General features: G+C 71.7%; 23 protein-coding genes and 1 riboswitch. Of the genes, 6 read left to right on the plus strand and 17 right to left on the minus strand.

Annotation, left to right across the window (positions count from 1 at the left end):
- Window positions 1–23 precede the first annotated feature (23 nt).
- The 3 genes from PH203_RS04460 to PH203_RS04470 form a co-directional block, all read right to left on the minus strand.
- Window positions 24–551 (minus strand): DinB family protein, encoded by a 528-nt coding sequence (locus PH203_RS04460; protein WP_289916330.1) that lies wholly within the window; start codon window positions 549–551, stop codon window positions 24–26.
- Window positions 548–1,492 carry a hypothetical protein gene (locus tag PH203_RS04465; RefSeq protein WP_289916332.1) on the minus strand — a complete coding sequence of 315 codons (945 nt, stop codon included), beginning with the start codon at window positions 1,490–1,492 and terminating at the stop codon, window positions 548–550. The genes PH203_RS04460 and PH203_RS04465 overlap by 4 nt, the downstream gene beginning before the upstream one ends.
- Before the next feature lie 97 nt (window positions 1,493–1,589).
- The gene (locus tag PH203_RS04470; protein WP_289916649.1) at window positions 1,590–2,690 is read right to left on the minus strand and encodes an aminotransferase class V-fold PLP-dependent enzyme; all 1,101 of its coding nucleotides are present in this window, start codon (window positions 2,688–2,690) and stop codon (window positions 1,590–1,592) included.
- Between the two features lie 174 nt (window positions 2,691–2,864).
- Here PH203_RS04470 and PH203_RS04475 point away from each other — a divergent pair, with 174 nt between their 5' ends.
- From PH203_RS04475 to PH203_RS04495, 5 genes are all read left to right on the plus strand, one after another.
- On the plus strand, window positions 2,865–3,740 hold the full coding sequence (locus tag PH203_RS04475; RefSeq protein WP_289916334.1) for a transporter substrate-binding domain-containing protein: 876 nt from the start codon (window positions 2,865–2,867) through the stop codon (window positions 3,738–3,740).
- Complete coding sequence (locus tag PH203_RS04480) at window positions 3,737–4,570, plus strand: amino acid ABC transporter permease (protein WP_289916336.1); 834 nt, start codon at window positions 3,737–3,739, stop codon at window positions 4,568–4,570. The genes PH203_RS04475 and PH203_RS04480 overlap by 4 nt, the downstream gene beginning before the upstream one ends.
- The gene (locus PH203_RS04485) at window positions 4,567–5,376 is read left to right on the plus strand and encodes an amino acid ABC transporter ATP-binding protein (RefSeq protein ID WP_289916338.1); all 810 of its coding nucleotides are present in this window, start codon (window positions 4,567–4,569) and stop codon (window positions 5,374–5,376) included. The genes PH203_RS04480 and PH203_RS04485 overlap by 4 nt, the downstream gene beginning before the upstream one ends.
- Before the next feature lie 13 nt (window positions 5,377–5,389).
- Window positions 5,390–6,481, plus strand: a complete 1,092-nt coding sequence (locus tag PH203_RS04490; RefSeq protein WP_289916339.1) for an amidohydrolase family protein — start codon at window positions 5,390–5,392, stop codon at window positions 6,479–6,481.
- Window positions 6,482–6,757: 276 nt separating this feature from the next.
- The gene (locus tag PH203_RS04495) at window positions 6,758–7,666 is read left to right on the plus strand and encodes an SCO1860 family LAETG-anchored protein (RefSeq protein WP_289916340.1); all 909 of its coding nucleotides are present in this window, start codon (window positions 6,758–6,760) and stop codon (window positions 7,664–7,666) included.
- Between the two features lie 65 nt (window positions 7,667–7,731).
- Here the strand turns inward: PH203_RS04495 and cobC are convergent, their stop codons facing one another.
- Genes cobC through cobM form a run of 6 tightly spaced genes read right to left on the minus strand, consistent with a single transcriptional unit; the run spans window position 7,732 to window position 14,106 of the window.
- Complete coding sequence (gene cobC, locus PH203_RS04500) at window positions 7,732–8,808, minus strand: Rv2231c family pyridoxal phosphate-dependent protein CobC (RefSeq protein ID WP_289916341.1); 1,077 nt, start codon at window positions 8,806–8,808, stop codon at window positions 7,732–7,734.
- A complete protein-coding gene (locus PH203_RS04505) occupies window positions 8,798–9,724 on the minus strand; it encodes a sirohydrochlorin chelatase (RefSeq protein ID WP_289916343.1) in 927 nt (308 codons plus the stop codon). Before PH203_RS04505 ends, cobC begins: the two co-directional genes overlap by 11 nt.
- Window positions 9,721–10,311, minus strand: coding sequence for a precorrin-8X methylmutase (locus PH203_RS04510; protein ID WP_289916345.1), 591 nt, complete (start codon window positions 10,309–10,311; stop codon window positions 9,721–9,723). Before PH203_RS04510 ends, PH203_RS04505 begins: the two co-directional genes overlap by 4 nt.
- Window positions 10,308–12,008, minus strand: coding sequence for a precorrin-3B C(17)-methyltransferase (gene cobJ / locus PH203_RS04515; RefSeq protein WP_289916348.1), 1,701 nt, complete (start codon window positions 12,006–12,008; stop codon window positions 10,308–10,310). Before cobJ ends, PH203_RS04510 begins: the two co-directional genes overlap by 4 nt.
- Window positions 12,005–13,291 carry a precorrin-6y C5,15-methyltransferase (decarboxylating) subunit CbiE gene (gene cbiE, locus PH203_RS04520; protein WP_289916350.1) on the minus strand — a complete coding sequence of 429 codons (1,287 nt, stop codon included), beginning with the start codon at window positions 13,289–13,291 and terminating at the stop codon, window positions 12,005–12,007. The genes cobJ and cbiE overlap by 4 nt, the downstream gene beginning before the upstream one ends.
- Entirely contained in the window at window positions 13,288–14,106 is an 819-nt protein-coding gene (gene cobM / locus PH203_RS04525) for a precorrin-4 C(11)-methyltransferase (protein WP_289916352.1), read from the minus strand. The genes cbiE and cobM overlap by 4 nt, the downstream gene beginning before the upstream one ends.
- Before the next feature lie 89 nt (window positions 14,107–14,195).
- Between cobM and PH203_RS04530 the strand changes: the two genes are divergently transcribed.
- On the plus strand, window positions 14,196–14,924 hold the full coding sequence (locus tag PH203_RS04530; protein WP_289916354.1) for a ZIP family metal transporter: 729 nt from the start codon (window positions 14,196–14,198) through the stop codon (window positions 14,922–14,924).
- Between the two features lie 47 nt (window positions 14,925–14,971).
- On the opposite strand, the gene cobI is transcribed toward PH203_RS04530, so the two are convergent.
- The 8 genes from cobI to PH203_RS04570 form a co-directional block, all read right to left on the minus strand.
- Window positions 14,972–15,721: a precorrin-2 C(20)-methyltransferase gene (gene cobI / locus PH203_RS04535; RefSeq protein WP_289916357.1), complete on the minus strand. Its 750-nt coding sequence runs from the start codon at window positions 15,719–15,721 to the stop codon at window positions 14,972–14,974.
- The gene (locus PH203_RS04540; RefSeq protein WP_289916358.1) at window positions 15,718–17,190 is read right to left on the minus strand and encodes a cobyrinate a,c-diamide synthase; all 1,473 of its coding nucleotides are present in this window, start codon (window positions 17,188–17,190) and stop codon (window positions 15,718–15,720) included. The genes cobI and PH203_RS04540 overlap by 4 nt, the downstream gene beginning before the upstream one ends.
- On the minus strand, window positions 17,190–17,789 hold the full coding sequence (gene cobO, locus PH203_RS04545) for a cob(I)yrinic acid a,c-diamide adenosyltransferase (RefSeq protein ID WP_289916361.1): 600 nt from the start codon (window positions 17,787–17,789) through the stop codon (window positions 17,190–17,192). The genes PH203_RS04540 and cobO overlap by 1 nt, the downstream gene beginning before the upstream one ends.
- On the minus strand, window positions 17,789–19,783 hold the full coding sequence (locus tag PH203_RS04550; protein ID WP_289916363.1) for a putative cobaltochelatase: 1,995 nt from the start codon (window positions 19,781–19,783) through the stop codon (window positions 17,789–17,791). Before PH203_RS04550 ends, cobO begins: the two co-directional genes overlap by 1 nt.
- Window positions 19,780–23,436 carry a cobaltochelatase subunit CobN gene (gene cobN, locus PH203_RS04555; RefSeq protein ID WP_289916367.1) on the minus strand — a complete coding sequence of 1,219 codons (3,657 nt, stop codon included), beginning with the start codon at window positions 23,434–23,436 and terminating at the stop codon, window positions 19,780–19,782. The genes PH203_RS04550 and cobN overlap by 4 nt, the downstream gene beginning before the upstream one ends.
- Window positions 23,433–24,941, minus strand: coding sequence for a cobyric acid synthase (locus PH203_RS04560; RefSeq protein ID WP_289916369.1), 1,509 nt, complete (start codon window positions 24,939–24,941; stop codon window positions 23,433–23,435). The genes cobN and PH203_RS04560 overlap by 4 nt, the downstream gene beginning before the upstream one ends.
- Window positions 24,938–25,879 (minus strand): cobalamin biosynthesis protein, encoded by a 942-nt coding sequence (locus PH203_RS04565; protein WP_289916373.1) that lies wholly within the window; start codon window positions 25,877–25,879, stop codon window positions 24,938–24,940. Before PH203_RS04565 ends, PH203_RS04560 begins: the two co-directional genes overlap by 4 nt.
- A gap of 109 nt (window positions 25,880–25,988) precedes the next feature.
- Window positions 25,989–26,152, minus strand: a riboswitch (cobalamin riboswitch).
- Between the two features lie 112 nt (window positions 26,153–26,264).
- The gene (locus PH203_RS04570; RefSeq protein ID WP_289916376.1) at window positions 26,265–26,486 is read right to left on the minus strand and encodes a hypothetical protein; all 222 of its coding nucleotides are present in this window, start codon (window positions 26,484–26,486) and stop codon (window positions 26,265–26,267) included.
- Between the last annotated feature and the right edge of the window lie 8 nt (window positions 26,487–26,494).

The following is a 26,494-nucleotide window of genomic DNA, read 5'->3' on the forward strand; positions in this document are numbered from 1 at the left end:
TGAATTCCGGAATTACCTTGTAATTAGGCCCCGGTAACCCCGTCGATTCTTTCCCGCAAGATGTCCGCGTGGCCGTTGTGCCGGGCGTACTCCTCGATCAGATGAATGAGCACCCACCGCAGACTCACCTCCATCCCGGGGACGGGTCCCTCGGCGACCCTCCCGACCTCGTCGAGCGACCGCCCGGCGATGATCTCCCGACCGCGCGCGATCTCGCGGCGCCAGACGCCGAGCGCGTCCTGAAGCGTCCGCCCGGGATCGAGGGCATACCCGGTGACGTCCTCGTACACAGGCGGCACATCGAGCCCGCCCACCACCCGCTGGAACCAGTTCCGCTCGACCTCGGAGAGATGCTGCACCAGCCCGAGCAGGGTGAGCCCGGAGGGTTCGGCGGACGCGATCCGCACCTGATCGTCGTCCAGCCCGGCGCACTTCAGCTCCAGGGTGGCCCGGTGAAAGTCCAACCAGCTTTCCAGCATGGGGAGTTCATCACCGGTGACGTGGGGGACGGGGCGGCCGTCGGGGAGGGTGAGGGGTTTGTCGGTGGTCATGGGGTGAGCATGGCACGGGCCCATGTCCCGGGGGCGGTCACCTCGCGGGCGACGCGCCGCCATTGGGCTTCGCCTCCGGGCAACGGCCAGGCCCAGGAGGGCCGTTGGGCCGTCCGCAGTTCCCGAAGGCGCCGGGCGAGAGGCGGCCCCGCGACGGCGGCACCGTCCGGGACCCCGGCGCCATGGACCGCGCGGAGCTCGGCGAAGCGAGCCAGTTCGGTCTCATAGGCCCGCACCGCCTGCTCGGTGCCCGCGGTCACCTCGTCGCTCGGCGCGGTCCGGTCCAGATGCAGTACCGCGGGCGCGACCGACTCGGCGATCGCCGCCGCGAGCCGCGCGTGACCGTCCAGGACCAGATGACAGTCCAGACCGCTGACCCACCACAACAGCACCGGCGGGAGCGTGCCGTCCCGGGCCTGCTTGCGATACGCCTTGACCCGGCCGTCGTCGGCGCGGGGCATGGGACGGAGCGGTAGCAGCTCCCAGGAGCCCGAGTGGAAGAACCAGTCGATGTACCCGTCCGGATGCCCCTCGACGAGCATCGACCCCCAGTACTCCCCCTCCGGCAGCCGGTTGTGGTTCCAGTGCAGCAGCGGACTCTCGGGCGAGAGCAGCCACCGGCCGTCGTGCAACGGGCCGTGAGACGAGTCGGCCAGCGCCTGCGCGAACCGGTGCGCCCACCGGTCGGGGCGCCCCGCCAGCGCCCGCGCCGTCTCCGCGCGCACCGGCGCGACGGGGGAGCGGTAGCCGTCGGTACGCCAGAACTCCACCCCGCAGTGGTCCTCCTCGACGGCGCCGAGAAGAACCGTCCGGGACCGCTGTGCAAGGAGCAGTCGCCCCTCGGCACTGAACAGACACAGATCCGGCCGCGGGCGCGCCTGCATCTCCAGGGACAGCCCCGCCCAGGCGCCGTCGTCGAGGGTGATGTCGGTGCGCCGCATGCGGTGACTGTAGAGGGCGTATGCGGTCGACGGCTAAGCCGTTTCCACCTTGCCCGGCTGGGGGCGAGGAAACCCGCCCCCAGCCGGCAAAGGCGGCCTACCGCCAGCTGCTCTCCACCACCCGCAGCGCCCCCTCCACATCCACATCCAGCCCCTTCTCCCCCAACGCCGCCCCGAGCGCCGCAAGACTCGCCCGCACCGCCCCCGGAGTCGCGTCCGCCCCGTAGTGGTTGACCCGGATCATCTCCTTGGCCAGCGCACCCCCACCCGCGCTCAGCGGCAGCACCGGATCCGAGGCCAGCGCCCGAGCCACCAGCTCCGACGCCACCACACCCGCCGGCGCCCGCAGGGTCGTGGCGACCGGGGCCGCGTCCCGGGCCTCGTACACGTACGGCTCAAGCCCCCCGCCCAGGGCGACCGCCCCCGCCCGCGTGGCGGCCGCCGCCGAAGCGTGCCGGGTCATCACCGCATCGAGCCCCACGGACTCGATCCGCTCGACGCACGCCTCCAGCGCCAGCATCTCCAGCTGTGCCGGAGCGTGCAGCAGGGCCTTGCGGCCGCCGTCGACCCACCGCTCCTTCCAGTCCAGCAGCGAGAGGTACGACCGCCGGGGCGCCTGCGGGTTCGCCGCCATCCGCGCCCACGCCCGTGCGCTGACCGACACCGCCGACACCCCGGCCGGCCCGCCCATCGCCTTCTGCGCCCCGATCACGCACAGGTCGACACCCCACGCGTCCGGCAGCACCGGCTCGGCACCGACGGAGGCCACGGCGTCCAGGTAGAACAGCGCGCCGTGCTCCTTCACCACCTCGCCGATCTCCGCGACCGGGTTGGTGTTGCCGGTCGCCGCCTCCGCGTGCACCAGCGACACGAAGTCGATCGAGGGATGCTCGGCGAACGCCTCCCGGATCTGCTCGGCCGTCACCGCCGTGTGGAACGGCACCGCGAGATCGATCACCGTCGCCCCGCAGTCCCGCAGCCAGTCCCCGAAGGTCTGCCCGTAGGGCCCCGTGATGACGTTCAGCGCCACCGTCCCCGGCCCCGCCGTCGCCCGGATCGCCCCCTCCAGCGGAAGCAGAGCCTCCCCCTGCATGATCACGACATCCTGCGAGGTGCTCAGCAGCCGTGCCACGCGGTCCTCGATCGACGCGAAGTGCGCGGCGCTGAGCGGGGCCAGGTCAAGGAACGGATGGGTCACGACGGTGCTCTCTTCGCTCACTGGGGTAGAGGTGATCGAGGGTAACCGGGTCGCGGCACCCCGCGCGGACCGGTGCTTCTTAGGCTGAACGGCCTCGCAGCCATCGCTTTGGTTTGAGGGGCCCAAACGTTTCCTTATAATCGGAACCCAAAGTTCCCTCACAGGAGGCTCCCCGTGAAGACGACCCTCGGGCGCCGGACCCGCATCCTGACCGCCACCACCGCGACGGCCGGGCTGCTGCTCGTGGCCGGCTGCTCCTCGGACGACGACGGCGGCAGCGGCACCAAGACCGCCGCCGGCGGTGTCGAGCTCGTCAAGGCCGGGCAGCTCACCACCTGCACCCACCTTCCGTACCCGCCCTTCCAGTCGGAGATCGACGGCGAGGTGCAGGGCTTCGACGTGTCGCTCGTCGACCTCGTCGCCGAGGACCTCGGTGTGAAGCAGGAGATCCTCGACACCCCCTTCGAGAACTTCAAGACCGGCGCCTTCCTCAACTCCGGCGAGTGCGACCTGGCCGCCGCCGGCATGACCATCACCGAGGAGCGCAAGAAGAACGTCGACTTCTCGGACCCCTACTTCGACGCCACCCAGGCCCTCCTCGTCGACAAGGGCAGCGGCATCACGTCCCTCGCGGACGCCAAGTCCAAGAAGGTCAAGCTGGGCGCCCAGGCGCAGACCACCGGCGAGGACTACGCAAAGAGCCAGGGCCTCGACCCGGTCTCCTTCGAGTCCTCCGACGCCGTCCTCAACGGCCTGCGCTCCGGCCAGGTCAAGGCCGTCGTCATCGACTACCCGGTGGTCCAGGGCTGGCTGAAGGACAAGGCCAACGCGGACGCCTTCCAGGTCGCCGAGCAGCTCAACACCGGTGAGCAGTACGGCTTCACGGTGAAGAAGGGCAATGCCAAGCTCCTCGCCGCCGTCAACAAGGCCCTGGCCGACGCCAAGGCGGACGGCACGTACAAGAAGCTGTACGAGAAGTGGATCGGTCCGTACGTCGCTTCTGCGGCAGAGGGGGAGTCCGCGGCCTCCGCTTCCCCGTCCGCCTCATGACGGGCGCGGACGCACAACTCCAGCCCCGCAAGAAGGGCCTGACCCGGCGTCAGAAGCGCAGTCTGTCGCGCGGCGCCCAGTACGTCGTCTTCGTCGCGGCCGTGATCGCCTTCGCGGCCGCGGCCGACTGGGACCGGCTGAAGAACCAGTTCGCCCAGTGGGACATCGCCAAGGAGATGTTCCCGGACGTCATCACGCTGGCGCTCAAGAACACGGTGCTCTACACGCTGTCCGGCTTCGTCTTCGGGCTCGCCCTCGGCATGGTCATCGCGCTGATGCGGCTGTCGTCGGTGGGCCCCTACCGCTGGTTCGCCGGTGTCTACATCGAGATCTTCCGCGGCCTGCCCGCCCTGCTGATCTTCATCTTCATCGGCGTGGCGGTCCCCCTGGCCTTCCCCGGCACGGAGATCCCCGGCGGCACCTACGGCAAGGTCGCGCTGGCGCTCGGCCTGGTGGCGGCCGCGTACATGGCGGAGACGATCCGCGCGGGCATCCAGGCGGTCCCCAAGGGGCAGATGGAGGCGGCCCGTTCACTGGGCTTCTCGCCCGCGCGGGCCATGATCTCGATCATCATCCCGCAGGCCTTCCGCATCATCCTCCCGCCCCTGACCAACGAACTGGTCCTCCTCTTCAAGGACTCCTCACTCGTCCTCTTCCTCGGGGTCACCCTGGAGGAGCGCGAACTGTCCAAGTACGGCCGCGACCTGGCCAGTACGACCGCCAACTCCACGCCGATCCTCGTCGCCGGCCTGTGCTACCTGCTGGTGACGATCCCGCTCGGCTTCGTCGTGCGCCGTATGGAGGCGAAGGCCCAGGAGGCCGTGAAATGACCGAGACGTCTCCTTCGGCCCGCCCCGAGATCCAAGTACGCGGTCTGCACAAGTCGTTCGGCGACAACGAGGTCCTCAAGGGCATCGACCTGGAGATCGGCCAGGGCGAAGTGGTGTGCGTGATCGGCCCGTCGGGATCGGGCAAGTCGACACTGCTCAGATGCGTGAACCTGCTCGAAGAGCCCACCAGGGGCCAGGTCTTCGTGGGCGGCACCGAACTCACCGACCCCGACGTCGACATCGACGCCGTACGCCGCCGGATCGGGATGGTCTTCCAGCAGTTCAACCTCTTCCCGCACCTCACGGTGACCGAGAACCTCACGCTGCCGCAGCGGCGGGTCCTGAAGCGGGACAAGGCGACGGCGGCGAAGGTGGCCGCGGAGAACCTGGACCGCGTGGGCCTCTCGGAGAAGGCGGGCGCCTACCCCGCCTCCCTCTCCGGCGGCCAGCAGCAACGGGTCGCGATCGCCCGTTCGTTGTCGATGGGCCCGGAGGTGATGCTCTTCGACGAGCCGACCTCCGCGCTGGACCCGGAGCTGGTGGGGGATGTGCTGGCGGTGATGCGCATGCTCGCTCAGGAGGGCATGACGATGATGGTCGTGACCCACGAGATGACCTTCGCGAAGGAAGTGGCGGACCGGGTCGTCTTCATGGACGGCGGAGTGATCGTCGAGGAGGGCCGCCCGGACCAGGTCATCGGCAGCCCGAGCCACGAACGCACCCGCCACTTCCTGTCCCGTCTGCTGGACCCGGCCATGGCCGAGGTCGAGGAGGAGACGTCCGATCAGGTGGGCGGCGACACCTGATTAAGGTGCAGGCATGAGCGATCACGCGGTGCTGCACGTGAAGGGCAGGGTCCTCGTCGGACCCGACGACATCCGCGACGAACTGTGGGTCGTCGACGGCCGGATCTCCTACGACCGTCCCGTCGGCGCCCAGGACGTCCGGACCGTCGAGGGCTGGACCCTGCCCGGTCTGGTCGACGCCCACTGCCACGTCGGTCTGGGCCCGCACGGCCCGGTCGACATCGACGTGGCCGAGAAGCAGGCCCGCACCGACCGCGAGGCCGGCACCCTCCTGATCCGCGACGCGGGCTCTCCCTCCGACACGCGCTGGATCGACGACCGCGAGGACCTCCCGAAGATCATCCGAGCCGGCCGCCACATCGCCCGGACCCGCCGCTACATCCGCGGCTTCGCCCACGAGATCGAACCGGAGGACCTGGTCACCTACGTCGCCCAGGAGGCCCGCCGAGGCGACGGCTGGGTCAAACTCGTCGGCGACTGGATCGACCGCGACCTCGGCGACCTGGCCCCCAGCTGGCCGCGCGAGGCGGCACAGGCGGCGATCGAGAAGGCCCACAGCCTCGGCGCTCGTGTCACCGCCCACTGCTTCGCGGAGTCCTCCCTCCGCGACCTCGTGGAGTCCGGCATCGACTGCATCGAACACGCCACCGGCCTCACCGACGACCTGATCCCCCTCTTCGCCGAGCGCTCCGTCGCGATCGTCCCGACCCTGGTCAACATCGCCACGTTCCCGAGGCTGGCGGACGGTGGCGAGTCCAAGTTCCCCCGCTGGTCCGCCCATATGCGCCGGCTCCACGAACGCCGCTACGACACCGTCCGGGGCGCCTACGACGCCGGTATCCCGGTCTACGTCGGCACCGACGCCGGCGGCACCCTGCCGCACGGCCTGGTCGCCGCCGAGGTGGAGGAGCTGACCAAGGCGGGCATCCCGGCGCTCCAGGCCCTCGCGGCGACGACCTGGACGGCCCGCGAGTGGCTCGGCCGCCCGGGTCTGGAGGAGGGTGCCGCAGCCGACCTCGTGGTCTACGAGACGGACCCGCGAGCAGACGTACGCGTACTGGCGGCACCGCGCCGGGTGATGCTGAACGGGCGGGTCGTCGGCTGAGGGCGCGGGCCCTGTCACCTGCCCGGTGTTGACCGAGCGTGACGGATCGGCCCCGTCGGCCGTTATGCACTCCTCGGTACGCTCCGGCGCGTCAACCCGCGCATTCGGACAAGGGGAGGTGCGGCGGTGAAGAAGTGGAACGTCCGTGCCGCGCGATTCGAAAAGGTTCACGGAAAGACCACGTTGGAGTGAACTGCCGCCGGACTGCTGACTGTTCACTCTGAGTGCGTAATTCTTGCCGGGTCCCGAGCAAGTCTCCTCTGAGGGGTCCCCACCTTGAACGGCAAGAACTTCCCGATGCCCGCACGCCGTCTCGCGACCGTCGCGGCGGCCACGGCCCTGGCCGCCGGTCCCGCGGTCCTGGCCGGTGCCGGCTCCGCGCACGCGACCGGTGACGAAGGGCGCGCGAGCGCTGTCGTCCTGCGCACCGGGCTCGACGTCTCCCTGCTCAACAAGACCGTGAACGTCCCGCTCGCGGTCTCCCTGAACGAGGTGCAGGCGCCGCAGAGCGCCGAGAAGACCGCGCTGACGGCCCAGTTGAACGGCGTCGACGGAGGACAGCCCTTCAGCGTGCTGGACGCCGAGGTCGCGCAGGCCAAGGCGGACGTCACCGACGCCAGGGCCGAGGCCTCCACCACCCTCGCCCACGCCAAGCTCCATGTTCCCGGCCTGCCCCTGCTCTCCCTCATCGAGCTCGGCACGGTCACCTCCAAGGCGACCTGCGAGGCCGGGAAGACGCCGACCGCGACCTCCAACCTGCTGGGCTCGGTCACCGTCCTCGGCAAGAAGGTCACGCTCACCGCCGGTGGCCCGACCGAGGTCAAGGTGCCGGGTGTCGGAGAGGTCCGTCTCGACCTCTCCAAGACCGAGACCACGACCGACACGGCCGCCGCCACCGCCCTCGAACTCACCGTCTCCGTCAACCCGTTGAAGCTCAACGTGGCCGAGGTCGAGGGCACCCTGACCCTCGCCAAGGCCACCTGCGAGGCCCCGGCGGCCGCGGCCACCGAGCCGTCGGAGTCCACCGTCCCGGCCGGGGACGTAGAGCCCCAGGGCGCCCCCGCCGAGGCCGGGTTGGCCGAGACCGGCGGCAGCTCGATGACCCCGTACATCGCCGGCGGCGCGATCGCGCTGCTCGTCGCAGGCGGGGGAGCGGTCGCCCTCGCCCGTCGCGCCAGGGGCTGACCCCCGAGGTCGTCAAGGTCAACAGCCTTGCTCTGCCAGGGCTGTTGACCGACCTCGTGAGCGGGTCAGCGGTCCGCCAGGACCAGTGCCTGATCCAGCGCCTGGAGGAACGCGTTGACCGTCGCCCGGTCCCGCACCGCCAGCCGCAGCCACTCCTCGTCGAGGCCCGGGAAGGTGTCCCCGCGCCGCACCGCGAAACCGAGATCGCGCAGGTGCCGGCGTACCGCGGCCGCGTTCGGCAGCCGTACGAGGACGAAGGGGCCCTCCGCCGGTTCGGCGACCGTCAGTCCGTCCGGGGCGAACTCCCGCAGCCCGGCGACCAGATGGGCCCGGTCGGCGGCGATGCGGTGCGCCGCGTGGGCCGCCTCGGCCAGGGCCTGCGGCTCCACGCAGGCCCTGGCCGCGGCGAGGGCGGGGGTCGACACCGGCCACAGGGGCTGGGCCCGCTCCAGGTCCGTGATCGTCTCGGGGGCCGCGAGGACATAGCCGATGCGCAGACCCGCCAGACCCCAGGTCTTGGTCAGACTGCGCAGCACGATCAGGCCGGGGAGGTCGGTACGGCCGGCCAGGGCCTCCCGCTCGCCCGGCACCGCGTCCATGAACGCCTCGTCCACCACCAGCGTCCGCCCGGGACGGGCGAGCCGGGCGATGTCCGCGGCGGGATGCAGGACCGACGTCGGGTTCGTCGGGTTGCCGATCACCACCAGGTCCGCGTCCTCGGGGACGGCCGCCGGGTCGAGACGGAAGCCGTCCTCCTTGCGCAGCAGCAGCCGGCCGACCGAATGGCCCGCGTCCCGCAGCGCCGCCTCCGGCTCCGTGAACTGCGGGTGCACCACCAGCGGCCGACGCACCTCCAGGGCGCGTGCGAGCAGCACGAACGCCTCGGCGGCACCCGCGGTGAGCAGCACACGCTCCACCGGGAGACCGTGCCGGGCAGCCACCGCGGCCCGCGCCTCCCGGCCGTCCGGGTACGCGGCCAGCCCGCCCAGCGACTCGGCGATCCGCTCCCGCAACCACGCCGGGGGCGTGTCCGCGCGCACGTTCACCGCGAGGTCCGTGAGCCGGGCACCGTCGTCCCGGACCTCGGCGTCACCGTGGTGACGGAGGTCGTGAGCCGTCCCTCTGTGCCCCTCAGTGCGCATGCGAGTGCGCGCCATGGTGATGGTGGCCGTGGTGATGGTGGCCGTCGTCGTCGGGGTGGAAGTGCGGCTGCTGGGGCATGCCGACCTTGTCCTCGAAGCCGGGGAGCGCGATGCGGTACACGCAGGAGTCGCAGTTCATCCGCAGATCGCCCTTGAGAGCCTCCTCGTACCGCTCCATCACCAGGTCGAGCAGTTCCGGCTCCGGGCCGATGACATCGGCCGAGTGCACCTCGGTCTCGGGGTGCGCGGCCGCCCAGCCCTCGGTCTGCTGCCGGACCCGGTCCGGGAGGATGCCGGTGAAGAGGAAGTAGGGGAGCACGACGATCCGCCGGGCGCCCAGCTTCACGCACCGGTCGAGCCCGCTGGGCACGTCCGGCGCGGCCAGCGACACGAACGCCGTCTCCACGCCCGCGTACCCGCGCCCCTCCCACAGCAGCCGGGCCGCCTTGTGCACCTCGGCGTTGGCGTCGGGGTCGGTCGAACCGCGCCCGACGAGCAGCACCGTCACGTCCGAGCGGTCGCCGGGCGTGCGCGCCGAGCCGCCGAGCGCCTCGTCCAGGCGCCGCTCCAGCACGTTCAGCAGCGACGGGTGCGGGCCCAGCGGCCGGCCGTAGGTGTACGAGATCCCGGGGTGCCGTTCCTTCTCACGGGCCAGCGCCGCCGGGATGTCGCCCTTGGCGTGTCCGGCGGACACCAGCATCAGCGGAACCGCGGCGAAGCGTCGTACGCCCTTCTCCACCAGCTCGGTGACGGCCTCGCCCAGCGGCGGCGGGGACAGTTCGATGAAGCCGCCCGCGACGGTCAGGTCGGGGTGGCGGCGGTCGAGCTCCCGGACGAAGTCGCGGAACGCGTCGGCGCCGCCGTCGTCCCGGGTGCCATGACCGGCGATGAGCAGTGCGGGCCGATGGGTGGTCACGATTTCTCCTCGGAGTACGAAGTGGGGTGGTACAGCAGGGCGTTGAGCGCGGCGGAGGCGACCGCCGATCCGCCCTTCTCGGACACGTTGCTCACAGCGGGCAGCCCGCTCTCGCGCAACGCGGCCTTGGACTCGACCGCACCGACGAAGCCGACGGGCAGTCCGATGACGAGCGCCGGGGCGGCGTCCAGGGTCAGCAACTCCTCCAGCGCGGTGGGGGCGTTGCCGATGACCCACAGGGCGCCGGGTCCGACCTGCTCGTAGGCGAGCCGGATGGCGTGCGCGGAACGGGTCAGCCCGTCACCGGCCACCGCGTCCTTCAGCCGGCAGACGGTCTCGCGCCGGGTGATCCCGGCCGCGACCATCTCCACGTCCACGACGACGGGCGCCCCGCCGTGCAGAGCGGCATGGGCCTTCTCCAACTGCCCCTCGTCCATGACGAGATCGTCCGCGTACTCCAGATCGGCGGCGGAGTGGATCACCCGCTCCACCACCGCCCGGGTCAGCGGCGGGAAGTGCGAGGTGTCCAGGCGGGCGCGCAGCCGCCGGTAGGACTCCACCTCGATCGGATGGACCTCACGGATCACCTGGCGCCCTCCTCTGCCGTCTGCCAGCGGTAGCCGCGCGGTGTCACCATGCGCCCCGCGATGTCACGGGTCGCCGTGTTGCCCACGGTCACCACCGTCATCATGTCGACCGTCGCCGGGTCCAGGGAGCCCAGTGTCGTGAGACGACTGGACTCGTCCGCCCGCGACGCGTTCCGTACGACCCCGACCGGCGTCGTCGGCTCCCGGTGCCCGGCGAGGATCGCGAGCGCCTTCGGCAGCTGCCAGTCCCGGCCGCGCGAACGCGGGTTGTAGAAGGTGACCACGATGTCCGCCTCGGCGGCGGCGCGCACCCGCCGCTCGATGACCTCCCAGGGGGTGTGCAGGTCGGAGAGGCTGATGGAGACGTGGTCGTGGCCGAGGGGTGCGCCGAGGATCGCGGCGGCCGCGAGCGCGGCGGTGACGCCGGGCACGCCGACGACCTCGATGTCGTCGGACGCCTCGGCCAGCGCGGGGGAGGCCATGGCGTACACGCCCGCGTCCCCGCTGCCGATCAGTGCGACGGCCTGCCCCTTGCGGGCCTCCGCCACGGCCGTGCGCGCCCGCTCCTCCTCGGCCCCGAGCCCCGACTCCAGGATCCGGGTGCCGGGCCGCAGCAGATCGCGGATCTGGTCGACGTACTGGTCCAGGCCGACCAGCACGGCGGCGCTTTGAAGTTCGGCCTTCGCGCGGGGCGTGAGCAGATCCCGGGCGCCGGGCCCTAGCCCGACCACAGCGAGCCGGCCGCGCGCGGGACGCCGTACGACGGCACAGGTCGCCATCGCGGCGTGCCCGTCCGCCCGAGAGGACTTCCGCTTGGGAACAAGGAGTTCACCGCCGCTGACGAGCGCGGCCGCCTCGGCGACCGACGGCGTGCCCACGGCGGCCAGCGGCGCGTCGGAGGGATTGGGCACCACGACGGCCGAAAGGTCCGCGGCGGTGTGGGTGACCAGCGGGACCCCCAGTATCCGGGCGGCCTCGACGATGCCCGGCTCCTCCGCCTTGGCGTCCACGGTGGCGAGTTCTGCGAGGGACGCCTCCGACAGCCCGGCGTCCCGCAGGGCGTCCCGGACCAGTCCCAGCACCTCGTCCACCGGCACGCCCTTGGAGGCGCCGACCCCGACGACGAGGGACGGCGGCCGCAGGACGGCCTCACGCTCGGCGGCGTCCACGAGCCGGTCGGTGACCCGGACGGCGTAGGCGCCGTCGTCGGTGACCTTCAATGCGGGCAGCGGCCAAGCCAACTCCGCCTTCAGGGCGACCGGTTCACCGTCCAGGAGCGCCCGCGAGACGGCCGCGACATCGCCCTCCACAGGGAAGCCGAGCGTGTCGAGCCCCGGCAGCCCGACCGCGTCCGTCGCCGTCGTCACCACCGGCTCCGCGCTCAGCAACTCGCCTACCTCACGCGCGAGTTCATTGGCGCCGCCGCCGTGCCCGCCGACCAGCGACACGGCGAACCGCCCGCCCTCGTCGACGCACACCACACCCGGGTCGGACGTCTTGTCCCCGAGCAGCGGCGCGACCAGCCGCACCACAGCCCCGGTGGCGAGGAAGCACACGAGCTGCTCGCACTCCGCGAACGCGGCCCGCACGACGTCCCCGACGGGACCCTCGTACACCCGCGTCCGCTCCGGCCACGCCGCGGCCAGCCGGTCCCGCGCAGCCGCGCCCGCCGAGGTGGCGGAGATGAGGCCGATCACAGTGCAACTCCTTCTTGAGATTCCTGAGATTGCTGAGTTTCCTGAGGTTTCTGAGATTGCCGAGATTGCTGAGAGACGGGGATCCGGGTCCCCCACAGCAGAAAAACGGGGTTGGTGGCCGCGAGCCGGGTCACGTCACCCGGCAGCGGCGCCAGCCGCGAGGACTGCAACAGCACCCCGTCGCAGCTGAACCCGGCTCCGGTGAGCGCCTCCCGCGCCGCCGGCACCCGGTCGAGCGCGGCCATCGCCACGACCACCGTCCGCCGGGCCCGTCGCGCACACGCGGTGACGATGGCGGGCAGCTCATGCCCTCCGCCCCCGATGAACACGGCATCCGGGTCGTCGAGATCGGACAGCACGGTCGGCGCCGCCCCGTGCACGGCCCGTACGTCGACACCGTGCGCGGCGGCATTGGCGCGGATCCGCTCGACACCGTCCCGGGTCTTCTCGACCGCGACGACGGCGGCCCCGAGCCGCGCGCACTCGACGGCCACGGACCCGGAACCCGCACCGATGTCCCAGACCAGCTCCCCGAGCCGGGGACCCAGCCGGGCCAGCGCCAGCGCCCGCACCTCGAACTTGGTGATCATCGAGTCGCGGTGGGTGAACTCGCCCTCGTCCAGAGCCCATCGGGAGGGCCCGACGGGCGCCCCGGCGACGGTCCGCACGGCACCGAGCACCCGCGCCTCGTCGAGACACAGGACCACGCTCACCGACGCACCCCAGTCACGGGCGGCGGCCTCGGCGGGGGAGACGCGTTCGACGCGCTCCTCCTCGGACCCGAGCGCGGACGCCACGACGAGGACCCGGTCGTCGCACCGGAGCGCGGCACCGATCTCCGCGGGCCCGGCCCCCGGCCCGGTCAGCACGGCGACCTTCGGCCGCGCCCGGCACACGTTCACAGCAGTCCGCAGTTCCCGTCCGTGCGCGCTGACGACGACGGCGTCGTCCCAGGGCAGCCCCACCCGCGCGAACGCGTCGGCGACGGAGGACACCCCCGCCCGCACATCGAGCCGCTCGGCCCCGAACCGCTCGGCCAGCACCCGCACGATCCCGAAGAACCCGGGGTCACCGGAGGCGAGTACGACGACATGGTCCTGCTTGTCGAGATGCCGCTCGATGATGTCCAACGCGGGTGCCAGCGGCCCGAGAACGACCTGCTCGGCATCCTCCGGAACCGGCGCGGACGCCAGATGGCGCCGCGCGCCCACGACGAGCCGGGCTCCGGCCAGCACCTCGGCGGGAACCGGCGCCCCCGTCCCCGTGCCGAAGACCGTGATCATGTACTCGCACCCCGCTGACGCAACGCCCGACGGGCCTGCGGGTCCGCCTTGCGATAGCCGTGGAAGTGACCGGGGTGGTAGAGGTGCGAGCGGGTGCCCTCGGCGTCGAGGGCGGGGCCGACGAGGAAGAGGGTGTGCTTCCAGAGCTTGTGCTCCTTGACCGTCTCCTCCAGGGTCTCGATCGTGCAGCGCACGACGAGTTCCTCGGGCCAGGTGGCCTGATAGGCGACGACGACGGGAGTGGAGGTCGGATAGCCGCCCTCCAGCAGCTCCCGCACGAGCTGCCCGCTGCGCGCGGCCGACAGGAAGATCGCCATGGTGGTGCCGTGCTTGGCGAACTCCCGCACCTCCTCGCCGGGCGGCATCGGCGTCTTGCCGCCGCCGAGCCGGGTGAGGACGACGGACTGCGCGACCTCGGGGATGGTCAGCTCGCGCTGCGCGAGCGCCGCGACGGCGGAGAAGGCGGAGACACCGGGAACGACCTCGGTGGCGATCCCGATCCGCGCACACCGGTCGAGCTGCTCCTGGGTGCCGCCCCAGAGGGCGGGGTCACCGGAGTGGATACGGGCCACGTGCAACCCCTCGGCGACGGCCCGCTCGTAGACGGCGACGACGTCCTCCAGCGACATGGTCGCCGAGTCGAGGATCTCCGCGTCCTCGCGCGCATGCTGCAGAACCTCGGCCTGGACCAGGCTGGCCGCCCAGATCACGACGTCGGCCTCGGCGATCGCGCGCGCGGCACGGAACGTCAGCAGGTCGGCGGCGCCGGGGCCGGCACCGACGAAGGTCACCTTGCCGGCAGGGGCGTCGGCCATGGTTTCGGGTCCTCTCGAACTGATGATCACGGGGCTTCACCGGGGATCCGGATGTGCGGGCACAGGGGCCGATCGGATACGAAGGGCCCATGGCGGTGTTCGTAGCGCTCGGCGCGTTCCTCATGACGCTGGCCGGCGGCTGGACGGCACAGCGCGTGACCGACCGCCGTCACCTGGTCCTCGGGCTGGCCGGCGGCCTGATGCTGGGCGTGGTCGGTCTCGACCTGCTGCCGGAGGCGCTGGAGGCGGCGGGCACCGAGGTCTTCGGCGTCCCGGCGGCACTGCTGCTGTTCGTGGCCGGCTTCCTGTTGGCCCATCTGGTGGAACGTCTGCTGGCCGTCCGTCAGGCTGCGCACGGCGCGGAGGAGACCGACGGCCGGGTCCCCGAGGTGGGCCTGACGGCCGCGGCCGCCATGGTCGGTCACAGCGCGATGGACGGCGTGGCGATCGGCGCGGCGTTCCAGGTGGGCGGCGGCATGGGCACGGCGGTCGCCCTGGCGGTCATCGCCCATGACTTCGCGGACGGCTTCAACACGTACACGATCACGAGCCTGTACGGGAACGCCCGCCGCCGGGCCGTGGCGATGCTGGTGGCAGACGCGGCGGCCCCGGTGGCAGGTGCCGCGTCCACCCTGTTCTTCACGATCCCGGAGCAGGTGCTCGGCGGCTATCTGGGCTTCTTCGGCGGCGCCCTGCTCTATCTGGCGGCAGCCGAGATCCTCCCCGAGGCCCACCACGAACACCCCGCCCGCTCGACCGTGCTGTGCACGGTGGCCGGGGCGGCGTTCATCTGGCTGGTGGTGGGCATCGCCGAGTGAGTGTCTGAGGGACGGGGGCGGGGGCGGGGACGGGGATGGGGACGGGGTCACAACTTGCCGCCCCGTCCGCCGTCCCGCCGGGCGGGCGCGATGAGCGTGGAGAGATAGGGGAGCGGGGCGTCACCGAGGTCGGAGGCGGCCTGCACGGACTCCTCCGGCAGCCCGAGCGCGGACCCCCACACGGCGTCCTCGATCCGCCCGGTCTCCCGCAGCGCCTCGGCGACCTCCTGCGCCTGCCGCCCGAACTTGTACGCCACCACGGTCCCGGGCCCGGCGAGGGCGTCCTTGAGCGTCGCGGCCCCGGCGGTCACCGGCACCAGCGTCAACGGCTCGGTCCCCTCGGTGAGCACGGCACCGGAACGGGCGGCGAGATCCTGCATGGCGGTGATGCCGGGGACGGTCTCCACGACGGTGCCGGGGACGAGCTCGGCGATGGTCTGGGCGAGGTAGGTGAACGTGGAGTACACGTTCGGATCGCCGATGGTGGCAAAGGCGACGGAGGAGTGCTCCGCGAGCAGCTGCGCGACCCGCGCCCCGGCGGCATCCCAAGCGGCCTCACGCCGCGTACGGTCGGTCCGCTCATTGAGAGCGAAGACCACCCGTACGACCTTGTCCTGCGGGACGTAGTGCAGAACGGTCGCCTCGGCCCGCCCCGGTTCGCCGCCGTCCTTCCCGTCAGCCGCGGCCATCACCGGCACGACCACGACATCGGCGGCCCGCAGAGCGTTGACGCCCTTGACGGTCACCAGCTCCGGATCACCGGGCCCGACCCCGACTCCGATCAACTTGCTGCTCATGACGTCCGGCACCTCTCCACGAACCGACGGGCCACCCCGGGCTGCGACGCCCAGTGCGTGTGCACATAACTCGCGTGCACCCCTTGTTGTACGAAACCTTCGACCCGCCGTTGAGGGGCGCGCACCCCCCACGCGGGAGCCGCCCCCGAGCCCGGCTCGACGACGGTCCGGTGAAACTCGTGCCCGCGCATCCGCGTCCCGGCAACGGCGAGCGAGCTGTCGCTGACCGCCACGGCGTCGCGATACCCGAGCGTGAGCCGCTCGCTCATCCGGGCCGTGGCATCGAGCACGCCGCACATGGGCTGCCCGTCGAGCTCACGACAGAGATAGAGCAGCCCGGCACATTCGGCGGCCACGGGAGCACCACCGAGGGCAAGCTCGGAAACAGCCTTGCGCAGCGGCTCGTTGGCGGACAGCTCGGAGGCGTACACCTCGGGGAACCCGCCTCCGATGACCAACCCGCGGGTGTCCTCGGGGAGTTGCTCGTCGCGGAGGGGGTCGAAGGGAATGACTTCGGCTCCGGCGGCGGTGAGAAGTTCGGTGTGCTCGGCGTAGGAGAAGGTGAAGGCGGGCCCACCGGCAACGGCAACTCTTATACGCCGGTCCGCATCACTCAGCCTGTCCGGCGCTTGAGGACGAGGCCCGTTCAGGGCCGACAGCGGGGGTCTGGGGGCGGCAGCCCCCAGGGTCGGGTCGGGAAGGGGCGGCGGGGGCGAGGAATCCAGGACCTCAGCCGCATCCCAAGCCGCACAGGACAACACCCCCGCACCCCGCGCCAACCCCACCAACGCCTCAAGATCGCACCCGGCGGCAACCTGCGCGGCCATCGCCGCCACCGCATCCACCGCCGCACCCCGCCGCTCGGCGACCGGCACCAACCCCAGATGCCGCGACGGCGTATCCACCTGAGCCACCCGCCGCAACACCCCCAGCACAGGCACCCCGGCCGAGTCCAACGCCTCCCGCAGCAACTCCTCATGCCGATCCGAGGCGACCTTGTTGAGGATCACGCCCCCGACCCGCACCTCCGGATCCCAGGAGGCGAACCCGTGCACCAGCGCCGCCACGGACCGCGACTGCGACGACGCGTCGACGACCAGCACCACCGGCGCCCGGAGCAACTTCGCCACATGGGCGGTGGACGCCAGTTCACCCTCCCCCGCGGCCCCGTCGTAAAGCCCCATCACCCCCTCGACCACGGCGATGTCACACCCCCGCGCCCCGTGCGCGAACAGCGGCCCGACCGACTCGGGACCGCAGAGATACGCATCGAGGTTCCGCCCCACCCGCCCGGTGGCGAGCGCGTGATACCCGGGATCGATGTAGTCAGGACCCACCTTGTGCGGAGACACGGCAAGCCCCCGCGCGGCGAACGCGGCCATCAACCCCGTGGCGACGGTGGTCTTGCCGCTGCCCGACGAAGGCGCGGCAATGACCAGCCGAGGAACGGAAACGGACGAGGAGGACATCACCACTCGATACCCCGCTGCCCCTTCTGCCCGGCGTCCATCGGGTGCTTGACCTTGGACATGTCGGTGACGAGATCGGCGAAGTCGACAAGCTTCCCGGGAGCGTTCCGCCCGGTGATGACGACATGCTGAGTCCCGGGCCGGTCCCGCAGCACGGAAATGACCTCATCGGTGTCCACCCACCCCCAGTGCATGGGGTAGGCGAACTCATCGAGCACGTACAGCCGGTACGTCTCGGCGGCGAGATCCCGCTTGACCTGCTCCCAGCCCTCCCGGGCCTTCTCCTCGTTGTCCATCTGCTGATCGCGCTGCACCCACGACCAGCCCTCGCCCATCTTGTGCCAGTCGACAGCGCCCCCCTCACCGCTGGCACCGAGCACCCGCAGCGCGTTCTCCTCGCCGACCTTCCACTTCGCCGACTTGACGAACTGGAACACCCCGATGGGCCACCCCTGATTCCAGGCCCGCAGCGCCAGCCCGAAAGCAGCGGTCGACTTGCCCTTGCCGACCCCCGTATGCACCACCACCAAAGGCCGATTACGCCGCTGACGCGTGGTCAGCCCGTCGTCCGGCACCACACTCGGCTGCCCCTGAGGCATTACGCGGCCCTCCTCTGTACGTCCTTGACCAGCCCGGCGATGGAGTCCGCCCGCAACTCGTCGAGCGTCACCGCCGTACCCCCCAACTCACCCGCGAGCTGCCCGGCGAGCCCCAGCCGCACGGGCCCGGACTCGCAGTCGACGACGACGGAGGCGACCCCGCCGGCGGCGAACAGCCGAGCCGCCCGCTGCGAGAGAGCGACCGGCTCTGGGCCACCGGTGGCCCGCCCGTCGGTCACGACGACCACGAGCGCCCGCCGCGCGGGATCCCGCAGCCGCTCCACCCGAAGCACCTCATGGGCCCTGAGCAGCCCGGCCGCCAGCGGAGTCCGCCCTCCGGTGGGCAGCGACTCCAGCCGGGCCGCGGCCGCGTCCACCGACGACGTGGGCGGCAACGCCACATCGGCCGCCGACCCCCGGAACGTCACCAGCCCCACCTTGTCCCGCCGCTGGTACGCGTCAAGGAGCAGCGACAGCACAGCCCCCTTCACGGCACTCATCCGCTGCCGGGCAGCCATCGACCCGGAGGCGTCGACCACGAACAGCACGAAGTTCCCCTCACGCCCCTCCCGAGTCGCCTGCCGCAGATCGTCCCGCCGCAGCACCAGCCCGGGCCCGGACCGCCCCCGAGTTCGCTGATGCGGCGCCGCGGCCTGCACGGTCGCGGCGAGATGCAGCTTGGTCAGCGCGCCCTGCGGCCGCCGGGCCCCTGTGGTCCGCCCCTGCTCGGTCCGCGCCCGCGAACGCCGCCCCGCGGCCCCGTCCCCGAGCCCGGGAACGCTGAGCACCTTGGTACGGAACGGCTCGGCGGCCCGTACGGCGGACTGCTCGCCCGCACCGGCCCCGCCGGCCTGCGGCTCACCACCGTCACCGGCCTCGGGCTGCGCACCGGAGCCGTCACCGTCCTGCGGCGGACCCTCGGAAGGCGGCTGCCCGCCCCCGCCGGGCCCGTCAGGATCGGGATCCTCGTCATCGGCATCAGAGCCGCTGAACTCCTCCAGCGTCTGATCGAGCTTGTCCTCGTCAAGTCCGGGCGCGTCAAAGGGATTACGCCGTCGCCGATGCGGCAGCGCGAGCAGCGCCGCCTGCCGCACGTCCTCGGCGAGCACCTCGGTCCGCCCGGCCCAGGCGGCAAGCGCCGTGGCGGTACGGGCCATCACGATGTCGGCCCGCATACCGTCGACCTCGAAGGCCGCACAGGTCGCCGCGATCTGCCGCAGCGCCCCGTCCCCGAGCCGCACCGACGGCAACAACTCCCGCGCGGCGACGATCCGTTGCCGTACGGTCGACTCCTCGTCCGACCAACGCGACGCGAACCCGGCCGGGTCGTCGTCGTAGGCCAGCCGCCGCCGCACGACCTCCACCCGCTGATCCGGCTCCCGCGAGGCGGCGACCTCGACGGTCAGCCCGAACCGGTCGAGCAACTGCGGCCGCAGCTCGCCCTCTTCGGGGTTCATGGTCCCGACGAGCAGGAACTTGGACGCATGCCGTACGGAGACACCCTCGCGCTCGACGTACGACGCGCCCATCGCCGCCGCGTCGAGGAGCAGGTCGACCAGGTGGTCGTGGAGGAGGTTGACCTCGTCGACGTAGAGGATGCCGCGATGAGCGTCCGCGAGGAGGCCCGGCTCGAAGGCCTTGACGCCCTCGGCGAGCGCTCGCTCGATGTCGAGCGCGCCGACCAGCCGGTCCTCGGAGGCGCCGACGGGCAGCTCGACCATGCGGGACGCCCGCGAGGTGCCCGGCCCGGCCTCGTGCGGCCCGTCCGGGCACGCCGGGTCAGGCGTGGCGGGGTCGCAGGAGAAACGGCACCCGGCGACCACCGGCACCTCCGGCAGCAGCGCCGAGAGCGCCCGCACCGCAGTGGACTTGGCGGTGCCCTTCTCGCCGCGCACCAGCACACCGCCGACCGCCGGGGAGACGGCGTTCAGCAGCAGCGCCAGCCGCAGATCGTCCTGGCCGACAACGGCCGTGAAGGGGAAGGGAGTTGTCACTGGTCGTCGCCCTCCAGATCGCCTTCGAGCTCCAGATACGTGGCCCGCAGCCGCTCCAGCGTGTCCGCGTCCGGCTCGGCCCACAGCCCACGGTCCGCCGCTTCCAGCAGCCGCTCGGTGATGCCGCGCAGCGCCCATGGGTTGGACTTCTTCATGAAGTCCCGGTTCTCCGGGTCGAAGACGTACTCCGCGCTGAGCTTCTCGTACATCCAGTCGTCGACCACGCCCGCCGTGGCGTCGTAGCCGAAGAGGTAGTCGACGGTTGCCGCCATCTCGAAGGCGCCCTTGTAGCCGTGCCGCCGCATGGCCGCCATCCAGCGCGGGTTGACCACCCGGGCCCGGAAGACCCGGTGGGTCTCCTCGCCCAGCGTTCGCGTCTTCACCTGGTCCGGGGTGGCCGAATCACCCACGTATGCCTCGGGGTTGGCGCCCGTGAGGTGCCGGACCATGGCGACCATGCCGCCGTGGTACTGGAAGTAGTCGTCGGCGTCGACGAGGTCGTGCTCGCGCGTGTCCACGTTCTTCGCGGCGACGTTGATCCGCTTGAACGCGGTCTCCATGTCCCCGCGCGCCGCCCGCCCGTTGAGCCCACGCCCGTAGGTGTAACCGCCCCAGACCGCGTACACCTCGGCGAGGTCCGCGTCCGAGCGCCAGTTCCGCGCGTCGATCAGCGGCAGCAGCCCCGCCCCGTACGCCCCCGGCTTGGAGCCGAAGATTCGGGCCGTCGCGCGCCGCCGGTCACCGTGCTCGGCGGTGTCCTCGTCGGCGTGGGCGCGCACGTAGTTGGAGCCGGCGGGCTCGTCCAGCTCGGCGACCTTGCGCACGGCGTCGTCGATCAGCCCGACGACATGCGGGAACGCGTCCCGGAAGAAGCCGGAGATACGGACCGTGACGTCGATCCGGGGGCGCCCGAGTTCCTCCAGGGAGATCACCTCGAAGCCCGTCACCCGCCTCGACGCCTCGTCCCACACCGGGCGGCAGCCCAGCAACGCCAGGATCTCGGCGATGTCGTCGCCCTGGGTGCGCATCGCGGACGTACCCCAGACCGTCAGCCCCACGGACTTCGGGTACTCGCCGGTGTCCTGGAGGTACCGCTGCACCAGCGACTCCGCGAGCGACTGCCCGACCTCCCAACTCAGGTGGGACGGAATGGCCTTGGGGTCGACCGAGTAGAAGTTCCGGCCGGTCGGGAGCACGTTGACGAGTCCACGCGTCGGCGAACCGGACGGACCCGCCGGGACGTAACCGCCGTCGAGCGCCTTGAGGATGTGGTCGATCTCGTCCGTGGTCCTGGCGAGCCGGGGCACGACCTCGGCACAGGCGAACTCCAACACGGCGACAGCGTCCGGGAGTTCGGTGCCGAGGACGTCACGCACCAGGGCGCGGCTCTCCGCGACCGCCCACCCGCGTTCCTCCATGCCCTCCGCGACCCGCCGGCACAGCTGCTCCAGCAGATCGATCGCGTCGGCGGCCGTACGGGACGGACCCTCGACGAGGTCGCTCAGCTCCACCGGCACCTTCACCGGCGCACCCGGCTCGGCCAGCAACTCCTTCTCGACCAGCCCGAAATGGGCCGCGAAGGAAGCCCGGAGCCCCGGCAGCGCGTTCGCCTGCCCGCCCCACACCTGCGAGGCCCGCAGTACGGCGAGCACGAGGTTGACGCGAGCCTCACCGACCGGCCCGCCACCGAGAATGTGCAGTCCGTCCCGGATCTGCACGTCCTTGATCTCGCACAGATAGCCGTCGATGTGCATGACGAACTCGTCGAAGTCGTCGTCGTCCGGCTGGTCCTCGACATGCAGGTCGTGATGCAGCTCGGCCGCCTTCACCAGCGTCCAGATCTGCGCCCGCACGGCCGGTGCCTTCGTCGGGTCCAGGTCGGAGACGAGCGCGTACTCGTCGAGGAGCTGCTCCAGCTTGGCGAGGTCGCCGTAGGTGTCCGCGCGGGCCATCGGCGGGACGAGGTGGTCGACGACGGTGGCGTGCCCGCGCCGCTTGGCCTGGGTGCCCTCGCCGGGGTCGTTGACGATGAACGGGTAGATGAGCGGCAGCTCACCGAGGACCGCGTCCGGCGCACAACCACCGCTCAGCCCGAGGCCCTTGCCCGGCAGCCACTCCATCGTGCCGTGCTTGCCCATGTGGACGACGGCGTCGGCACCGAAGCTGTTGTCCAGCCACCGGTAGGCGGCCATGTAGTGGTGCGACGGTGGCATGTCCGGGTCGTGGTAGATCGCGATCGGGTTCTCCCCGAAGCCGCGCGGCGGCTGGATCATCACGACGACGTTCCCGAACTGGAGGGAGGCGAGCACGATCTCGTCCCCGTCGACGTACAGGTTGCCCGGCGGCTCGCCCCACGCCTCCAGCATGCCGTCCCTGAGCTCCGGGTCGAGCTTGTCGAACCACGCCCGGTAGTCGGCGAGCGGCACCCGCGCGGGCGCGGCGGCCAGCTGCTCCTCGGTGAGCCATTCGACGTCGTGACCACCGGCGTTGATGAGCCGGTGGATCAACTCGTCGCCGTTGTCGGGGTATTCGGTGAGCGAGTAGCCCGCGCGGGCGAGCGCGTCCAGCACCTGGACGGCCGACGCGGGAGTGTCCAGCCCCACCGCGTTGCCGACCCGCGAGTGCTTGGTCGGATAGGCGGTGAAGACCAGCGCGAGCTTCTTGTCGGCGTTCGGCTTGTGCTTCAACCGGGCGTGCCGCACGGCGATTCCGGCGACACGTGCGGCCCGCTCGGGGTCGGCGACATAGACCGGGACGTCGTCGGGACCCTGCTCCTTGAAGCTGAACGGCACGGTGATGAGCCGCCCGTCGAACTCCGGGATCGCGACCTGCATCGCCGCGTCCATGGGGGAGAGCGCGGCGTCGGACTCGTCCCAGGCGGCCTTGGACGACGTGAGGCAGAGTCCTTGCAGCACCGGCACGTCGAGGTCGGCGAGCGCCCCGATGTCCCAGGCCTCTTCGTCCCCACCGGCCGACGCCTGCGAGGCGTGCGTGCCACCGGCGGCGAGGACGGTCGCGACGAGGGCGTCGGTCCTCCCGAGGATCTCGTACAGCCCGGCGTCGGCCCCGCGCAGCGAACCGCAGTACACGGGAAGGGCGTTGGCGCCCCGTGCCTCGATGGCATCGCAGAGGGTGTCCACGAAGCCGGTGTTGCCGCTCAGTTCATGGGCGCGGTAGAAGAGCACGCCGACGGTGGGCCGGCCCTCCTCGTAGGCGTACGACCCATGGACGCCGTACTCCGGCATCTTCTGCGGCTCGACGAACCCCTCACCCGTCAGCAGCACGGTGTCCGACAGGAACCGAGCGAGCTCGGTGAGGTTGGCGGGCCCGCCCTCGACGAGATACTTGAGCGCCTCGGCGACGACACCCGCGGGCACCGACGACTCGGCCATCAACTCGGCGTCGGGAACGGCCTCGCCACCCAACAACACCGTCGGAATCCCGGCGGCCTTCAGCGCGGCCAGCCCGTCCTCCCAGGCCCGCTTGCCACCGAGCAGCCGTACGACGGCGATGTCCGCGCCCTCGACGAGCGCGGGCAGCTCCTCGGCGACGTCCACGCGGGTCGGGTTGCCGATCCGGTACGAGGCGCCGGTGGCGGCCCGGGCCGCCAACAGGTCCGTGTCGGCGGTCGACAACAACAACACAGTGCTCATGCGGGCGCTCCCGGTGGAATGAAAGGCAGTCCTTGCGGCGCGCCGGACTCGATGAGCCGCCACAGCGCGTCCGTGTCCGCGTGCTGTTCGATGAGATCGCCGAGCCGGTCGAGCTGCTCCTCGCGCAGCGCGGCGAAGGAAGTGTCGGCGGCCGGCACGAAACGACGGCCCGCGGCGGCCGCCACCTCGCGCAGGAACGCCCGCCGGAACCCGTCCGACTCCAGCGAGCCGTGCCAGTGGGTGCCCCAGGTCTGACCGACGCGGCAGCCGTCGAGGAAGGGGATGCCGCCACTGATCTCTGCGACCCCGTGATGGATCTCGTACCCGGCGACGTGCTCGCCGAGGGCTTCGCCCTCAGGCCGGGTGAGGGTCTTCTCGCGGGCGAACCGCACCCGCACGGGCAGTACACCGAGCCCTTGGACGTGCCCCTGCCGACTCTCCACCTCGTCCTCGATGTGCTCACCGAGAACCTGGAAGCCACCGCAGATACCGAGCACGGGCCGCTGCTCGGCGACCCTGCGCTTGAGAGCCTTTGCAAGCCCCCGCTCCCGCAGCCACTCCAGCGCCCGGACCGTCCCCCGGGTCCCCGGAACGACGACGAGATCGGCGTCGGCCAGCTCCTCCGGCCGGTCCACGAACCGCACCACCACACCCGGTTCGGCGGCGAGGGCGTCGACATCCGTGAAGTTGGACATGAGCGGGATGGCACAGACGGCGACCCGCAGCACGTCCTCCCCGACGGGCGGGGCGGTGTTGGACTCCCGCACGGTCCCGCGGAGGGAGACCCGGAGCCCGTCCTCCTCGTCGATGCCGAGTCCGTGCCGGAAGGGCAGAACGCCGTACGTGTGCCGCCCGGTGAGCCCATGGAGCATGTCGAGCCCGGGTTCGAGAAGGGAGACGTCCCCCCGGAACTTGTTGACGAGGAACCCGGCGACAAGGGCCTGGTCCTCGGGCGAGAGCAGAGCCACGGTCCCGAAGAAGGAGGCGAAGACGCCACCGCGGTCGATGTCGCCGACGACCAGCACGGGAAGCCCGGCGTTCCGGGCGATCCCCATGTTGACGATGTCGGTCCGCCGCAGATTGATCTCGGCCGGACTCCCGGCCCCCTCACAGATCACCGCGTCATACGTGCCCCGCAGTTCGGCGAGACAGTCCAGCACGGTCCCGAGGAGCTGCTGCTGCCGTCCCCCGTGGTACCCCCGCGCACTCAACTCGCCCACGGGCTTCCCGAGCAGCACGACCTGACTGCTCTGCTCACCCCCGGGCTTGAGCAGCACGGGATTCATCAGCGCGGTCGGCTCGATCCGGCAGGCCTGGGCCTGCATGGCCTGAGCCCGCCCGATCTCGGCCCCTTCCTTCGTCACGAACGAATTGAGGGACATGTTCTGCGCCTTGAAGGGCGCGACCTTCACCCCCTGCCGTACCAGCCACCGGCAGATCCCCGCGGTGACGACACTCTTCCCGGCATCCGAGGTGGTCCCGGCGACGAGGAGCCCCCCGCTCATGACGTACGTCCCTTCAGCAGGGCCCGCACACCGACGCTGACGCCGAGCGCGAGCAGCCCGACGCGCCGTGACAGCCGTACGGCGCGCTCGATGTCGTACGAGGCGACGGCGCGCCCCCGGCTGTTGAGCACGGGCCGGTGCTCGACCCGTCCGGCATAGGACAGGGTCCCGCCCAGCCGCACCCCGAGGGCCCCGGAGAAGGAGGCTTCCACGGGCCCGGCGTTCGGGCTCGGATGCCTGCCGGCGTCGTCCCGCCAGGCGCGCACGGCACCGCGGGGATCCCCTCCTGCGGCCGTGGCGAGTACGGCGGTCAGCCGCGCCCCCGGCCATCCGGCGACGTCGTCGAGCCGCGCCGAGGCCCACCCGTACCGCCGATACCGCTCGGACTTGTGCCCGACCATCGCGTCGAGCGTGTTGACGGCCCGGAACCCGAGCAGCCCGGGCACTCCGCCGAGGGCGCCCCACACGAGCGCCCCCACCACGGCGTCGGAGGTGTTCTCGGCGACGGACTCGACGACGGCCCGGGCGATCCCGTCGGCATCGAGCGCCTGTGGATCCCGCCCGCACAGATGCGGCAGCCGTTCTCGAGCGGCCTCGACGTCCCCGGCCTCCAGGGCCCGCCCGATGACCCGGGCCTCCCGCGCGAGCGAAGTCCCCCCGACGACGGCCCAGGTGGCGGCCCCGGTGAGCACGACGGAAGCGACAGGGGAGGAACGTACGAAGCGCTGCGCCGAGGCACCGACGGCGACGGCACCCCCGGCACACACCACGGTGTGCAGCGCCCCCCACCCCCGGTGGTCCCGCCACAACACCCGCTCCACGGCACCCGCGGCCCGCCCGAACGCGGCGACCGGATGCCCCCGGCGCGGATCACCGAGCAGCAGGTCCCCGAGAACTCCGGCGGCGGCGCCGTACGCGAAAACGCGACCGGCACGCATCGGCTCAGCCGGCCGTGGGGTCGGGCAGCGGCCTCGTGGCTGTCCGGGTGCTGTACCTCAAACGGCAGGCGAGCATGGCGATATGTCCTCACTCAGGGTGTCCACGCCCTGGTTCGACGAGACCGACGACGAGAGTTCCTGGCTCCCGGGGCTACCTACCCCGGTCACAGTGGCGGGACCGCGCCGGACTCGAACCGGCTTCCTCTCCTGCCGTCGTACATGGCTCCGGCAGTCCACCATGGGCCCGGAAGCACCGTCAACTTGCCGTTGACCTGCATGAGGAGAGTGTGCTGAGGCCCACATGCAGCCGGTCACCGCGGTCACAAAAGAGTGGGGTGCGGGACGGAGATCCGTCCCGCACCCCACCGGGTGTCCGGTCGTCGCGTCAGGCGACGATCAGATAGATGCCGTACCCCACCGCCGCCGCGCAGGCCGCGAAGCACGCGTACGCGCCCGCCACCGCGGCGGCCGCGGTGCCGCCCTGGGCGACCGCGCGCTCCTGGCGGGAGAGGCCCATGACGCCGAGGGTGAAGAGGGCCACGAGGGCCACGGTGACCACGAGGCTGACGCCGAAGACGGAGCCCAGTGCTGCCCAGTCGATTTCCATGCCGGTGA

It is taken from the genome of Streptomyces sp. S.PB5, assembly GCF_030403745.1.
Taxonomy (GTDB): Bacteria; Actinomycetota; Actinomycetes; order Streptomycetales; family Streptomycetaceae; genus Streptomyces.